We start from the raw sequence: 13806 nt of genomic DNA on the forward strand, positions 1-13806 counted from the left end.
GATGAGGCGGACGACGCTCCATGTTCATTGAACGCCTGACACTTTCCAATTTCCGTTGCTTCGGGCCTGCCCCGATCACCATCGATCTCACGCCCGGCCTAACAGCCTTCGTCGGCGTCAACGGCGCGGGCAAAACAGCCGTCATGCAGGCCCTTCAGCGCCTCTTCGGGATCACCGGTGACCACCGAAGACTTCGGCGTCAGGATTTTCATATTCCGTCCGCCGAAATCGCCGCGCCCCTGCAACGGAGCTTCGTACTGGAAGCGATCGTGGCCTTCCCCGAACTCGATGCCGCCGGTGCGGGCGGAGCGGCAATCCCAGAATTCTTCCACCAGATGGCCGCCGACGAGGCCGGTAGGCTGAAATGCCGCCTGCGCCTCGAGGCGACATGGACGGATGACGGATCGCTCGACGGAACGATCGAGCAGAAATACTGGGCGATCCGGACTTTCGGCGCCTACACCGAAGCAGACTGTACAGAGCTGAAGGCTACCGATCGCGCCCGCATCCAGATGATCTACGTCCCGGCGACGCGCGATGGCGCCTCTCAGGTCACGGCCTTCCTGCGCGGCAGGCTCTGGCGCGCGATCAACTGGTCGCAGGGGGTTCGGGACACGTTTACCGATGCAGGCACGACGCTCAACGGCGCTTTCGCGGGCGAGCCCGCCGTGGACATCATTGCCGCGGCCGTCAGACGGCGCTGGCAGGAGGTTCATACGGCGGGGACCGACACGACGCCGCTCTTCCGCCCGATCGACCTGCGCTTCCAGGAATTCATCCGCAAGGTCGAAGTGGTGTTCCGCCCCGATGAGGCAGGCCGGGAACGCGCCCTCGATGACCTGAGTGATGGTCAACGGTCGCTCTTCCACCTGGCGATGACAGCGGCGATCCTCGATGTCGAGGCCGGGATTGTCGCCGATCCCGCCCCAGCGGGCTTTCAGGACGGCGGCGTGCCGCTGCCGGCACTGACCCTCATCGCGGTGGAGGAGCCCGAAAACAATCTCGCGCCCTTCTATCTCTCCCGAATTGTTCGCCAGATCAAAGATCTGACGCGAGGACCGCGCGCCCAGGCCGTCGTCTCCAGTCACTCACCGAGCATTCTCGCCAGAGTCGATCCGACCGAGGTCAGGCATTTCCGGCTCAGCCCGGCTGATCGCACTGCACGAGTGCGGCCAATCAGCCTGCCACCCGGTGAGGAGGAAGCGTCCAAGTTCGTCCGGGAAGCCGTGCGGACCTACCCCGAGCTTTATTTCGCGCGCTTTGTCATGCTCGGCGAAGGCGCGTCCGAAGAGGTCGTTCTGCCGCGTCTTGCTGAGGCTATGGGCTTGGAGATCGACCGTTCCTTCGTCGCGGTGGTTCCGTTGGGCGGCCGGCATGTGAACCACCTCTGGCGGCTGCTGACCGACCTCGACATCCCCTACGCGACCCTGCTCGATCTCGACTGGGGTCGTTCCGGCGGCGGGTGGGGGCGCATCAAGACGACTTGCACGCAGTTGCTCGCCAATGGCGTTCAACCGGCGCAGTTATTCGGTCCTCACCTGAACGCAGCGGGCCCCGTTGTGGTCAACGTCGAGGGCTTCGATGCGCTGGCCCCTGACAATATCGCTGGCCTCAACCAGTGGATGGGCTGGCTGAACCAATTCAACGTCTACTTTTGTACCCCTCTCGATCTAGACTTTTCCATGCTTCAGGCCTTCCCGGCCGCCTATCAGGTCGTTGAGCCGGGTCGGCAGGGTCCACCGCCATTGGGCGATCCGCGCACGGCAGTTCTAGGTGACGACGGTCTGCCGCACCTCTATGGCCCACCCCAGGATGCCTTCCTGCGCTGGTATCGTTATCTGTTTCTCGGGCGGGGCAAACCAAGCACCCATGTACGCGTCCTGAGCAATCAGGATTCTGCCGTTCTCGCCGCAGGCGCACCGCCGGAAATCCGAGCTCTCCTGACCTCGATCGTCGCCCGCCTCACGCCCGCGGCTCCGGCAGGTGCCTGATCATGCCTCTTGTTCGTCCCGACGACTGGCGCCCGCGTGGCATCGACGATCTCGAACCCGCAGCGTGGAATGCGCTCCGGTACGGCGGTTCGGCATGCGTGGTGGCTGGGCCTGGCGCCGGCAAGACCGAATTTCTGGCCCAACGCGCGGTCTATCTCCTCGAAACCGGGATCTGCCATGCGCCGCATCGCGTACTGGCGATCTCATTCAAGACTGACGCCGCCAGCAATCTTGCTGCGCGCGTTCGCCAGCGCTGCCCTCCCGAGCTCGCCAACCGCTTCGTGTCGCTCACCTTCGATTCGTTCTGCAAGAGCCTGGTCGACCGATTTCTCAACGCCGTCCCGGCCGATTGCCGCCCCACCCGACCCTATGACATCGCCTTTCCCAAGCGGTGGCAGGTCGATCAGTTCCTGACGCTGGCGCGCCTCAACGCGCCGCAGGAATGGCAGGCCGACATCGCTGCCTTCAGTGCAACGGATTTCGAAGCGCGGGTGGTCGGCGGCTATCGACTTCCGCTCGCGCCTCAGGCACCGCAAAGCGCAGCAGAGTTCACCATCGCCCGATGGTGGGCGACGCAGTTGCGGCCTGGCCATCCCTCCTCGCTGACTTTTGTCAGCATCAACCGTCTCGCCGAGCTCCTTCTCCGCGCCAATCCGCATATCCGCAACGCGCTGGTCGCCACCTACCCCTTCGTCTTCGTCGACGAATTCCAGGACACGACTTTCGCGCAATACGACTTCCTGCTCTCGGCCTTCTCCGGTGGACAGACCATCGTCACAGGTGTCGGCGACGACAAGCAGCGGATCATGATATTTGCCGGCGCTCGAAGGGATGCGTTTCAGCGGCTTGAAGCCGATTTCGGTGCAGCCCGTTTCCCTCTGCTTTTCAATTTCCGATCGTCGCCCGATCTCGTTGCCATCCAGCATGTCGTCGCGCGCGCGCTCGATCCGAATGCCGCTCAGACAGTTGCCCGTGCGGCGCGCCAGGTCGATGGCGACGTGTCGCAAGTCTGGCGCAGCCAGACCAAAGCCGCCGAAGCCGCGCATCTCGCGCAATGGCTCGCCAATGACATGGGGACCCGTGGACGATCGCCGCGAGACTATGCGCTCCTCGTCAAGCAAAAATCCGATGATTACGAGCACGAGCTCGCAGGACCGTTCGCCGCCCATGGCCTGCGCATCCGCAACGAGAGCCACGCTCTTGGGAAAACCTCGCTTCAGGATCTCCTCTCCGACGACCTCTGTCGCCTCGCGATGGCAATGTTTCGTCTCGGAGCGACACGCCGCGCGCCTGCGGCCTGGCAGTTGGTCTCGTCCGAAGTTCTGGCGCTCCGGGAGGTCGTAGTCGACGACGACATCGGCGCGGCGAAGGTCGAGGCAGACCTGACCGCCTTCCTTGCCGCGCTTCGCGCCGATATGGCGGCGACAACTCCATCCCGGAATAGCGCCGCTGACTTCGCGACGCGAGTCTTTGAATACCTCGACCTGGCAGCCATCGCCCGAACCTATATCGAATACGGTGTCGGTGACCTCCTCCAAATCATCCTTGAGGCCCTCTGCCTGCATTTCTTCGCGTCGGCCGATGGCGCCGCCGACTGGACCGCCTGTCTGGACGCCTTCGAGGGCGTCAACCAGATCCCGATGATGACCGTGCACAAAAGCAAGGGATTGGAATATGACACGATCGTCTTCGTTGGCCTCGATGACCAAGCCTGGTGGGCGCATGTTCCCGGAGATCCCGAGGGAGTAGCGGCCTTCTTCGTCGCCCTCTCGCGCGCCAAGCAGCGCGCCATCTTCGCGTTCTGCCAGGAGCGCGGTGCGCGCAACAATGTCGCCGAGCTCTACCAGCTCCTCACCGACGCCGGCGTGCCGGAGATCGCTATATGAGCGCGGAACCCAATCTCGGCGAGCGCGTAGCTGAATACCTCAAGACGCGCTCCACTCATGAGCAGATGCCGATCGTCGCGGCCGTCGCCGGCATCACGGTCCCGCCGCATGAGGACAATATCAGCAAGCGCGATCGGGCGCGGATCGGCCTTCAAGGAAAGACCGAGTACGAGCTCGGCGAGATCGCGCGCAAGCTCGGGGCGCATTTCGGGGATTTCGGCCTGGAAGAGGCGGGCTGGGCCGTTCTGGAAAGGGATTTCCCCCGGATCACGGAGATCACCCGGCGCGATGTCGCCAAATGCTTCGGTGACGACCTGTCCGGCGAGCAGAGCGTTGTCGAGCTTGTCAAGCGTCTGTTCCCCATGGGCCTCGTCGGCACCAGCTTTTTCTCGGCCCGAACCCTCGCGGACGAGATCGACCAGCACATGGTCCGCAACTTCGGTGACTGGAGCGTCGAATTTCTCTTCGAGCAGATCGGCGCCCTCACATGTTCCCGCGACCGCTTCGCCCGCCTGATCGAGGCCGCGCTTCATCCCCTCGGGCGACGTGGACCCGGACAGGTCGATCTCGTCACCTCGATCAACGCCGTACTGCGGCGCGACGGATATGAGCTGAAGGTCGACGGCGAGGAATCCGGCTATCCGCTCTATCGTCTCGCGCCGATCGCCCGTGGCGTGGTCGGCGCCCCCAAAAATCTGATCTTCGCCTCCAATGGCCCAAAGCCCGAGATCGGCTTCTCCGACGCCATCAACAACGACATCGTCATCCTCTCCAATGCCGCGAGCTGCCTGGTATATGATCGCCCCATACGGCGCGACGGCCTCCTTTGGAGCGAACTGGTTGATTGGTGGCGGTCGCAGGATCCGGCATCCGACGAACCCGCCCGCGCGCTCGGCGAGCGATTGCACGCCTCGCTCGCCTCGGATGCCGAACGCACCCTCTTCAGTACCTATTTCAAGATCTACCGGCCACGCCTCGGCGACGCGCTGCCGGCGCTCATCCCGCAGGTCTATCTTCACTACGATCCCGCCATGGTGAAGCTTCTCCGGCATCGCTCCGGGCTTCGCCGGCAGCGCATGGATTTCCTGTTGCTGCTCCCCGGCCATCAGCGTGTCGTCATCGAAGTGGATGGATCGCAGCATTTCAGCGCCGAACGGAAACCCTCGCTCACCCGTTATGCGGACATGGTCTCGGCCGATCGCGATCTTCGTCTGGCTGGCTACGAGATCTATCGCTTTGGATCCAACGAACTCGTCGGCGCCAATGCGCCGGCCGAAATCGAAGGCTTCTTCGATCGTCTCTGGGCACTCCACAAACCAATGCCACTAAGATCCTGACGCCCCAAGGCCGCCGCCCTTCATGGACAACAACGCCAGATATGACATCCCGAACGGCCGATTTCATTTTTTCCGGGCCGTCGACATGCAACATCCCGACACGCCGGCGCTCCCCGACCATTGGAGCTTCTCCTCAGTCGAGAATTCAATCGCCGGAATGAAGATGGCACGGTCATGATCAAAAAAGCCTGTCGCGCCCCGAAACGCCCCCACGCTAGGCGTTATCTAATGTTGAAGATGTTTGCCGTCGGGGTTTCTTCGACGCGTCGGCGGCCGGAACGCGTTCCTTTCTCGCCCTGGCAAACGCTCGGTCGCCCTCCAAAAATCCTGCCAACATGTACGGGATGAGCTCAGCCACCGTTTCAGACTCGCCGTAGGCTTGACGGTAAAGCGCCGCGTAGTCCTGGAGGGCTTGGCTCAGGTCCGCGCTAACGGTGATAGTGATCTTGGACGGCGTCCTGTCCGGAAGCTTTCCTAATTTCAGGTTTGCCATGAGCCCTCCTTTTTCAGCCGGCGTACGGCCGAAGCACGATGTCCTTGTGTATGATCACGCGCAGCGGCCAACCGGGGCGGACCGTGATTGTCGGCTGAATATTGAGGTTCTTTTCCGTGATGCGCTGACCTGCTTGGCTGACATTCTGCTGAGTGGATTCTCGGATCGCCTTGACAAGGTCGCTCTCATTTTCCCCAAAGCTCAACTCGGTGCCGACGCCCAGCAATGTGGCTAAAGCCACGCCCTTGATCAGCTGCCAGGTGTGGAAATCTACCTTGTCCTCAAGCCCCGCATAGCCGGCAGTGTCTGTCGCCGGCAGATTGTCGACTTCGATCGAGGAACCGTCGGGCAGGATTATTCGCTGCCAGACCAGCAATGCGCGCTTTTGCCCAAACGCAACAACGCTGTCATAGGTGCCGATCAGGCGCGAGCCCTGTGGAATGAGCAAGGTGCTGCCGGTAACGGTGTCGTGCACATTCTCGGTGACCTGCGCGACCACCAGCCCGGGCAAATCCGAATTGATGCCGGTGATGAGGCTGGCGGCGATCACGCTGCCGGCCATGAGCTGATAGGGCGAAGCCGGCGTTTGCAACGCATGCGGATTGTAGATCCCGTCTGTGTCCCGCTGGCTGACAAAATCGAGCTTGCGCTGTTGGTTGTTCTGGTCGCCCTCGGCCGGCGCGACCGAAGCTGATGCGCGTGTCGCCCCGGCTTGCGGAAGCGCTTCAAATGGCTGCTGGACAGATTGTCCGCCGGCCGCGACATCTGTCTGCTTCGGGCGAATGTCGAGCCGGAACATGACCTGAGACTCGCGAGCCTCGATGGCTTGCTGGGCAAGGCGCTGCTCCTCGGCGGAAACCTCCTGCCCCGGCGCTATGCCGAGCTGGCGCTGTCGCTCAAGGATGGGGCGGCCGAGATCGCCCGGTAGCGGCGTTCCAAGCACGGGCGCCTTTGGCTTGATCGCGGAATAGTCCTTAGGCAGGCTATCGAGACCCTCAGCTGTCGGCTTGCGTTCGGTGTTATAGCGGTCTTCCGTCAAGCCTTGGATACGCAGCGCTGGCCCCCTCAGCGCGATCATGGTGACGCCGAATATTGCACCGGATCCGAGCGCCGCGATCGCGATGACCACGCCGCGCCTGAACCGCACAGCACGGCGAGGCGAAGCCCGCAACTGCAACTGCTCGGGATCAAGCTTCGGCGCAGCTGTGGAATGGGACGTGTCAGTCATGTGAGCCCCTTTCACCTGCCGAGACGAGAGAACAGCGAGATCCGCCGCGACGGTTGCCGGCTGTCGGTCCGAGTGATGCGCACCACCTGCTGCTGCTTGGAGCCAAGCCGCAGTTCTGCCGCGGCAAACAAGCGATCGACAATGTAGTAGTTGCCGTGCATGCGGTAGTTGACGAGCTGGTTGCTGCCGTCAGCGCCTACGATGAAGAGCGGCGGCGCCTCGCCCTGGTCAATGCGGCGTGGGAATTCGATATAGACCTTGCTGCCGTCGTCGAAGGCACGCGTCGGTCTCCAGGGCGGTGTGTCGCCGGCGATCGAATAGCGGAAGCGAATGTTCTCGAGCGCCACATTCGACGCGACCGGCATGACAGCCTCGGCTTGGGCGTTTCTCTGCCGGAGCGCGATGATCTGGTCCTCGCTGTAGGTCCAGGAGATCGCCGCCATCGCTGTCTTCTCGGTGCTTTGTAGCTGCAGATGATACGTCCGCCGTTCCGTGGTGATCACCAGGTTGGTGCTAAGCCCCGGCGCGAAAGGCTTTAGCAACACATGGGTGCGCTGATAGTCTCCTGTGCCGCTGACTGTATCGCCAATGACCCAACGCACTGTGTCGCCGGCCGATACGGACGTCAGCTTCTCACCCGGTTGCAGAGCGATATCGGTGACGCGCTCGGGTGCTGCGTAGAGCTGATAAAGCGCGCCATCGGCAAAGGGATAGACCTGAACCGCATTGACATAGCCGTAGTTGGTGGGCTGCTGCGTTGCCGCGTTGTTGGCGTCCGCGACACGTTCTTCAGGAGAGCGTTTATCCTCGACGATCTTGCCCGGATCGGGCTGAAGCTGACCGGGCAAAGGCAGCACCTTCGGCACCTCGACGATCTTCACCGGCTCCTCCGGCGGTTTCTCGATAGCCGCTGCTTTGAAGTCGGCCGCGTCATAAGAAATCTCTGGTGATGGCACCGGCTTCGATGCGCAAGCCGAGAGGACGGCTGCCGACGCTGACAGGATCAGCACGGCACGCAGCGATGGGGCTCTATTTGTCATTGGCGGGCTCCTTCGGGGAAACGGATGCAGGTGCAGCGCTGTCGAGCTCACGCGACCAATCGATGGCATTGATGAAGACGCCGAGCGGGTTATTGCGCAGCTGCTCGGTATTGCTCGGCGGGCGGATCACGATGGTGAGGATCGCGGTCCAGCGCGTCGTGCTGGCCAGGCTGCCGCGCTCAAAAATCTGCTCGGTCCATTTGACCTGGAATGAGCTGTCGGAAGCCCTGACAACGCTGGTCACCTGCACCGACACGCTGCGCGTGCCGATCTGCCCAAATGGGTCGTTTGCCTTGGCGTACTCGTTGAGGAAAAGCGCTGCACGGTCAGTGGCAAAGTCGTAGGCTGCCAACCAGTTCTGCCGCACCAGCACCGGGTCGGTGGAAACGGATCGGACATTTTGGATGAAGCGGCCGAGATGCCAGGCGATCTGGGCATCGGAAGGTTGATAATCCTGGATCGCTGGCGCAACGGCACGCGCCTCACCAAAACGGTCGACCTCGACGACGTAAGGGACAACTCGGCTTTGCATCGACTGCCAAACAAGGCCGCCGGAAAGCCCGGTTGCCAAACTTAGGCAGCCAAGGGCCATCAGCCGCCAATTGCGGGCCTGTACCCGCGATGAGCCGATGCGCTCATCCCAGAGCTGGCTGGCCTTCTGATACGACGTGACCGGCTCGGGCGTCTTTCCGTAGCGTTGAACGGGTCGCTTGAAGAACATTTAATCGTCCTTGTCGTTGAGAGAGGGATTGGCGCTGCCGCCCGGCCTGTCACCGTCGCGGACAGCCTGTGTGGCGGCGTGGCGATGAGCACGAGCGGTCTGTTCGGAACGCATGCGTCTCGCCCAAATGGGCGCAGTATTAGGGGCTGAACCGGCCGGACCTCCGGTCACGGACGCGGTCGGCGCACCGCCAGTCGCGGTCCATGCGGCTTCGCGCCCAGCTTCGGCGCTGCGCCTGAAGTTTCCCGCGGCAGATCGTGCTGGCCGCATCGCGGCCGCGCCGGCGGCACTCGCCACGCCCTGCATTCCAGCAGCGGCACCAGACAGGCCGGTGTCAGGCGACGTTGCACGTCCCAACTGCCAAGCCGAGGAAGCTGCCGAACCCATGGTCGTGCCGGCTCGGACGGCGGCAAGCCCGCCGCCGGTTGCCATGCGAGCACCGGCAAAGGCAGCTCCACCGGCAACGAGCGCCGATCCAGCAGCGGCCGCCGTGGTCCCGAGCGCGGCGCCCGCGCCAAGCTGCGGCGCGCCGGAGACAAGACCGGAGGCGATCCCAGGGCCAAAAATGCCGAGCCCAAGCAGCGCCAGCGCGCCTAGCACCTGTGACATGGCCGCCGCCAGGTCGGGCTCCTTGCCCTGGAGCGCCGAAGCGAACTCGCCGAAGAGCGTGGAGCCTATACCGACAATGACGGCGAGTACCATCACTTTGATGCCCGACGAGATGACATTGCCGAGCACGCGTTCAGCGAGAAACGCCGATCGGTTCCAAAGCGCGAAGGGCACCAGAACAAATCCGGCCAGCGTGGTGAGCTTGAACTCCAGGATGGTAATGAAGAGCTGGATCGAGAGAATGAAGAAGGCGATGATGACCAGGAACCAGGCCACGAGCAGCACGAAGATTGTGAGTGCGTTGCCAAAGATTTCCGGGAAGCCCAGAAGCTGGCTTGCCTGATCGAGAAGCGGCCAGGCGCCCTGGAAACCGGTCGCGGCGATGCGGCCCGGGTGCAGGAGGTTGCCGGCGGATAGATTGCCGGAGGATGCGTTGATGCCGAGGCCGGCAAAGGAGCGGTAGATGATGTCGGCGAGGTTCTTGAAATTGTTCAGGATGAAGGCGAAGACGCCGACATAAAGCACCTTGCGGATGAGGCGGCCGAGAATGTTGGGCTCGCCGCCGAACGCCCAGGCGAGGCCCGCAAGCGTAATGTCGATGCCAATCAGGGTCGTGGTGAGGAAGGCGACGTCGCCCGAAAGCAGACCGAATCCGCTGTCGATATAGCGGATAAAAGTCTCCATGAAGCGATCGATGACGCCAAGGTCGTTCATGCCGCCGCCTTCCTCATGTTGAAGTGCTTGTGATCAGTTGCCGGGATAGGCTGTGCCGGTCCCCAGGAAACGTTTCGTTGTCTGGCGGGCGGCTTCCTCGGACTGCGCCTTGCGTGCCGCGTCCTCAGCCTCGGCCCGAAATTGTGTCGCGAGCAGCGTCTGGATCTGCATCTGCTGCTTGGTCGAAAGAGCGATCAGCTGATTGGTGGCCTGGCTTGCCTCAAGCGCACCGGCCGCGCCTTGGCTGCGGTTGACGAGATCGGCAAGCAGGTCGCCGTCGTCGCGGACATTTTCCACGATCTGCGACTGGACACCCATGGTCTGGCGGAACGCCTGCATGGCGCTCTGCCAACGCTCGCGCGCGGCGCTTGCCACGTCGCTGACCTTGATCGTGGCATCATAGCTTTCCGGATACTGCCGTCGCCACTGGTCCTGAAGCTTGCCGAGGTCGAAGCTAAGACCGCTCGCCTGGTCCATCAAACCGTCGATCCGTTGGAGCGAACCGGTAAGCTGGCCGACGGAGGAGAAATCCAGGCTCTGAAGATTGCGCGCCATGTTCTGCAGCATGGTCGCCTGGTTCTGCAGCGACTGGATCTGGTTGTTGATCTGCTCCAACGCTCGCGCCGCTGACAGTACGTTCTGCGTATAGTTCGACGGATCGAACACGATGAGGGCGTAAGCCGGCCGGACATAATCGGCCAACGGTTTGGCGATCAGGGAAAGCGTGATCAGGCTGGAGAGAAAACGACGCCGCATCATGACGATTGCTCCTTGTCTACTTGAGGAAATTGCCGGAGAAGATCGGCGGCCCAATCGAGACCGCGCGCACTGAGAAATCGGGAGGCAAAGCTGTCCTGCACGTGCTCTGAGAGGACGCTGTCGATGAGCGTCTGCGTGGCTGGATCGGAGGCGCCACAAAGCGCAAGCGCGATCGGGCCAAGGCCGAGCTCGAAGAGACGATTCCCTCGTCGCGATTGCAAATAGTACTGGCGCCTTGGCGTAGCGCGGGCGACCAGTTCGATCTGGCGTTCGTTCAGACCGAACTGCTCGTAGGCAGCTCGCGCCTGCGGTTCCACGGCACGATCATTGGGGAGAAAGATCCGTTGTGGGCAGCTCTCGATGATTGCCGGCGCGATCGCCGAGCTCGCGATGTCGGCAAGCGACTGCGTCGCGAATATCACCGACACGTTCTTCTTGCGCAGCACCTTCAGCCATTCGCGGATGCGCGCGGCGAAGAGCGGATTGTCGAGATAGACCCAGGCCTCATCAAGCATGAGCAGCGTTGGCCGTCCGTCGAAGCGCTCCTCGAGACGATGAAAGAGATAGGTGAGCACCGGCAGCACAGCGCCTTGGCTGTGCATCAGCTCCTCGGTCTCGAAACACTGGACATCCGACAGGGCCAGCCGATCGTCATCAGCGTCGAGCAGCCGGCCGAAGGGGCCGTCGAGCGTGTAGGGCATCAAAGCGGACTTCAGCGCATTGGACTGAAGCAGGACCGAGAGACCCGTAAGCGTGCGCTCCTGCGCCGGCGCGGTGGCAAGACTGCCAAGTGCAGACCAGATTGCCCCCTTCACCTCAGGCGTGACGGTGACGTTCTCATGGGCAATGAGGCTGGCTATCCATTCCGCCGCCCAGCTGCGCACGACCGGATCGTGGATGTTGCGCAGCGGCTGGAAGGCAAACGTGCCGTCAGCCCCTAAGGCGTGGTGTTCTCCACCCATGGCGAGCGTTGCGGCACGAGCGGAATTGCCTTTGTCGAAGACATAAACCTGGGCGCCGCCATAGCGTCGGAACTGCAGAGCGATCAGGGCAAGCAGCACCGACTTGCCGGCGCCGGTCGGACCAACGATCAGCATGTGGCCGACATCGTCGACATGAGTGGATAATCGAAAGGGTGTCGACCCGCTGGTTTCGGCGAAGAGAAGCGGCGGGGCGTCTTGCTGGGTAATCTTGGCGAGATGCTCGTTCGCCGACAGGCCGGCCCAAACCGACGACAGCGGCATGAGGTGGGCAAGGTTCAACGTGTGAACGAGAGGCTGCCGAACATTGGCATAGACATGACCGGGCAACGAGCCGAGCCACGCCTCGACCGCATTGACGGTTTCGCGTATCGTAGTGAAGCCGAGTCCGTTGACGATGCGCTCGACCGCGCGAAGTTTTTCGGCGGCTGCCTGGCGATCCTCGTCCCACACCGTCACCGTTGTGGTGAGATAGCCGAAACCGACATGATCACCGCCCAATGCTTGAAGGGCTTCGTCGGCATCGAGCGCCTTATTGTCGGCATCGCTGTCGACCAGCGGCACCGGCTCGTTGCTTACGACCTCGCGTAGGATTGCAACGATCGATTTGCGCTTAGCAAACCACTGCCGCCGCATCCGGATCAGCGTCTTCGTCGCTTCCGTCTTGTCGAGCGGGATGAAGCGCGTCATCCAGCGATAGGCAAAATCCTGATGGTTGAGCGCGTCGAGGATTCCGGGCCGGGTGAGGTTCGGGAATCCAAGGATGGTCAGGGTTCGCAGATGCTGGTCGCCCAGCATCGGCTCCAAGCCGCCGGTGAGCGGCGCATCGACCAGAATGCCGTCGAGATAGATCGGCGTTTCCGGCACTGCTACTGGATGGCGGCGGGTCGAGATCGTCCCGTGCAGGTAGGTCAGCGTTTCGGCATCGTCGAGCGCGCGCACTTCGGGCATGATGCCCGACAGCAGATCAAGAACGCGGTCGGTCTCATCACAGAACCGCGCCAGTTCTTGGCGCCAGTCTCTTTCGCTTTCTGAATGATGAGAGTCGACAAGCGCGCTCTCCGCCCGCGACTGGGCGTCCGGTGGCGGCATGAACATCAAGGTCAGGTGATAGCGGCTCTCGAAATGCGCGACCTTCCCTTCGAAAGCCGCGCGCCGCTCTTCATCGACAAGCCACGAGGCCCCGTCGGGAAAACGCGAGGCCGGATAGCCCAGCGCTTCGACGCGCTCGGCCTCGAAGAACAATGCCCAGCCGGATCCCAGGCGTCTCAGCGCATTGTTGGTCCGGGCGCAAATGCCGACGAGTTCGGCTTCCGTCCCGCTTTCGAGATCAGGTCCGCGGAACCGAAAGGTCCGCTGAACGCTGCCGTCCTTGTTGAGTACGATGCCCGGCGCGACGAGTGCTGCCCAAGGCAGATGATCGGCAAGCCGGTCGCTCTTTCCGCGATATTCTGAAAGGTTCAGCATGCCAGCCACCCTCTCAGCCGAAGGTGGCGGACAAGGACGCTGGCGAAGGCCGGATCGCGGCGGGCAGCGAAGACCGCAAGTGTGTGACCTATGATCCAGAGCGCCAGCCCGGCAATCCACTGCTGAAGGCCAAGCCCGATGGCTGCGGCGACCGTACCGTTGAGGATCGCCACTGCTCGCGGCGCACCGCCCAGCAGGATCGGCTCGGTCAATGCGCGGTGAACTGGAACCTCAAAGCCTTCGATATGCTGCTCTGCCGTGGCCATCAGACGAGCGCCCCGCCACCGAAGGAGAAGAAGGAGAGGAAGAAGCTCGACGCCGCGAAGGCGATCGACAGGCCGAACACGATCTGGATCAACCTGCGGAAACCGCCTGCCGTGTCGCCGAATGCAAGGGTTAAGCCCGTGGTGATGATGATGATTACCGCGACGATCTTTGCGACCGGTCCCTGCACTGACTCCAGGATCTGCTGCAGCGGCTGCTCCCAAGGCATGCCGGAGCCCGCGGCGTAAGCCTGGGCCGTGAAACAAAACGCGAGCGCGGTGGACGACAGAAAGCGTAGCTTCTTGCGCATGGAGTGA

The 13806-nt window shown here is 62.6% G+C and carries 12 protein-coding genes; 3 read left to right on the top strand and 9 right to left on the bottom strand.

The genetic code is table 11. From position 1 onward, the window contains the following. Window positions 1-20 precede the first annotated feature (20 nt). The 3 genes from EN824_RS26205 to EN824_RS26215 are packed head-to-tail and all read left to right on the top strand — an operon-like array spanning window position 21 to window position 5214. Window positions 21-1991, top strand: coding sequence for an AAA family ATPase (locus EN824_RS26205; RefSeq protein WP_135881040.1), 1971 nt, complete (start codon window positions 21-23; stop codon window positions 1989-1991). Between the two features lie 2 nt (window positions 1992-1993). After that, window positions 1994-3877, top strand: a complete 1884-nt coding sequence (locus tag EN824_RS26210; protein ID WP_135881041.1) for an ATP-dependent helicase — start codon at window positions 1994-1996, stop codon at window positions 3875-3877. Beyond that, a complete protein-coding gene (locus EN824_RS26215) occupies window positions 3874-5214 on the top strand; it encodes a hypothetical protein (protein WP_135881042.1) in 1341 nt (446 codons plus the stop codon). Before EN824_RS26210 ends, EN824_RS26215 begins: the two co-directional genes overlap by 4 nt. Before the next feature lie 214 nt (window positions 5215-5428). Here EN824_RS26215 and EN824_RS26220 read toward each other — a convergent pair whose 3' ends face one another. From EN824_RS26220 to EN824_RS26260, 9 genes are read right to left on the bottom strand one after another with little or no spacing between them, the layout of a single operon-like run. Next, entirely contained in the window at window positions 5429-5707 is a 279-nt protein-coding gene (locus EN824_RS26220) for a DUF2274 domain-containing protein (RefSeq protein WP_135881043.1), read from the bottom strand. 13 nt (window positions 5708-5720) lie between these two features. Continuing rightward, a complete protein-coding gene (locus EN824_RS26225) occupies window positions 5721-6935 on the bottom strand; it encodes a TrbI/VirB10 family protein (RefSeq protein ID WP_135881044.1) in 1215 nt (404 codons plus the stop codon). Between the two features lie 11 nt (window positions 6936-6946). Next, window positions 6947-7975: a P-type conjugative transfer protein TrbG gene (gene trbG, locus EN824_RS26230; RefSeq protein WP_135881045.1), complete on the bottom strand. Its 1029-nt coding sequence runs from the start codon at window positions 7973-7975 to the stop codon at window positions 6947-6949. Continuing rightward, window positions 7965-8696: a conjugal transfer protein TrbF gene (trbF, locus tag EN824_RS26235; RefSeq protein WP_135881046.1), complete on the bottom strand. Its 732-nt coding sequence runs from the start codon at window positions 8694-8696 to the stop codon at window positions 7965-7967. The genes trbG and trbF overlap by 11 nt, the downstream gene beginning before the upstream one ends. Further along, entirely contained in the window at window positions 8697-10019 is a 1323-nt protein-coding gene (gene trbL / locus EN824_RS26240) for a P-type conjugative transfer protein TrbL (protein ID WP_135881047.1), read from the bottom strand. A 33-nt stretch (window positions 10020-10052) separates the two neighbouring features. Then, complete coding sequence (gene trbJ, locus EN824_RS26245; protein ID WP_135881048.1) at window positions 10053-10778, bottom strand: P-type conjugative transfer protein TrbJ; 726 nt, start codon at window positions 10776-10778, stop codon at window positions 10053-10055. Continuing rightward, entirely contained in the window at window positions 10775-13225 is a 2451-nt protein-coding gene (gene trbE, locus EN824_RS26250; RefSeq protein ID WP_135881049.1) for a conjugal transfer protein TrbE, read from the bottom strand. The genes trbJ and trbE overlap by 4 nt, the downstream gene beginning before the upstream one ends. Continuing rightward, entirely contained in the window at window positions 13219-13491 is a 273-nt protein-coding gene (locus EN824_RS26255) for a VirB3 family type IV secretion system protein (protein ID WP_135881050.1), read from the bottom strand. The genes trbE and EN824_RS26255 overlap by 7 nt, the downstream gene beginning before the upstream one ends. Beyond that, window positions 13491-13799: a TrbC/VirB2 family protein gene (locus EN824_RS26260; RefSeq protein ID WP_135881051.1), complete on the bottom strand. Its 309-nt coding sequence runs from the start codon at window positions 13797-13799 to the stop codon at window positions 13491-13493. Before EN824_RS26260 ends, EN824_RS26255 begins: the two co-directional genes overlap by 1 nt. Window positions 13800-13806 lie beyond the last annotated feature (7 nt).

The organism is Mesorhizobium sp. M8A.F.Ca.ET.181.01.1.1, from assembly GCF_004792025.1.
Lineage (GTDB): Bacteria > Pseudomonadota > Alphaproteobacteria > Rhizobiales > Rhizobiaceae > Mesorhizobium.

What these genes read in the sequence shown, in the direction of transcription:
- trbF (WP_135881046.1), bottom strand. Translation starts at nt 8,696, where the DNA reads ATGTTCTTCAAGCGACCCGTTCAACGCTACGGAAAGACGCCCGAGCCG.
- EN824_RS26210 (WP_135881041.1), top strand. Translation starts at nt 1,994, where the DNA reads ATGCCTCTTGTTCGTCCCGACGACTGGCGCCCGCGTGGCATCGACGAT.
- trbG (WP_135881045.1), bottom strand. Translation starts at nt 7,975, where the DNA reads ATGACAAATAGAGCCCCATCGCTGCGTGCCGTGCTGATCCTGTCAGCG.
- trbL (WP_135881047.1), bottom strand. Translation starts at nt 10,019, where the DNA reads ATGAACGACCTTGGCGTCATCGATCGCTTCATGGAGACTTTTATCCGC.
- EN824_RS26225 (WP_135881044.1), bottom strand. Translation starts at nt 6,935, where the DNA reads ATGACTGACACGTCCCATTCCACAGCTGCGCCGAAGCTTGATCCCGAG.
- EN824_RS26220 (WP_135881043.1), bottom strand. Translation starts at nt 5,707, where the DNA reads ATGGCAAACCTGAAATTAGGAAAGCTTCCGGACAGGACGCCGTCCAAG.
- EN824_RS26215 (WP_135881042.1), top strand. Translation starts at nt 3,874, where the DNA reads ATGAGCGCGGAACCCAATCTCGGCGAGCGCGTAGCTGAATACCTCAAG.
- EN824_RS26260 (WP_135881051.1), bottom strand. Translation starts at nt 13,799, where the DNA reads ATGCGCAAGAAGCTACGCTTTCTGTCGTCCACCGCGCTCGCGTTTTGT.
- EN824_RS26255 (WP_135881050.1), bottom strand. Translation starts at nt 13,491, where the DNA reads ATGGCCACGGCAGAGCAGCATATCGAAGGCTTTGAGGTTCCAGTTCAC.
- trbE (WP_135881049.1), bottom strand. Translation starts at nt 13,225, where the DNA reads ATGCTGAACCTTTCAGAATATCGCGGAAAGAGCGACCGGCTTGCCGAT.
- EN824_RS26205 (WP_135881040.1), top strand. Translation starts at nt 21, where the DNA reads ATGTTCATTGAACGCCTGACACTTTCCAATTTCCGTTGCTTCGGGCCT.
- trbJ (WP_135881048.1), bottom strand. Translation starts at nt 10,778, where the DNA reads ATGATGCGGCGTCGTTTTCTCTCCAGCCTGATCACGCTTTCCCTGATC.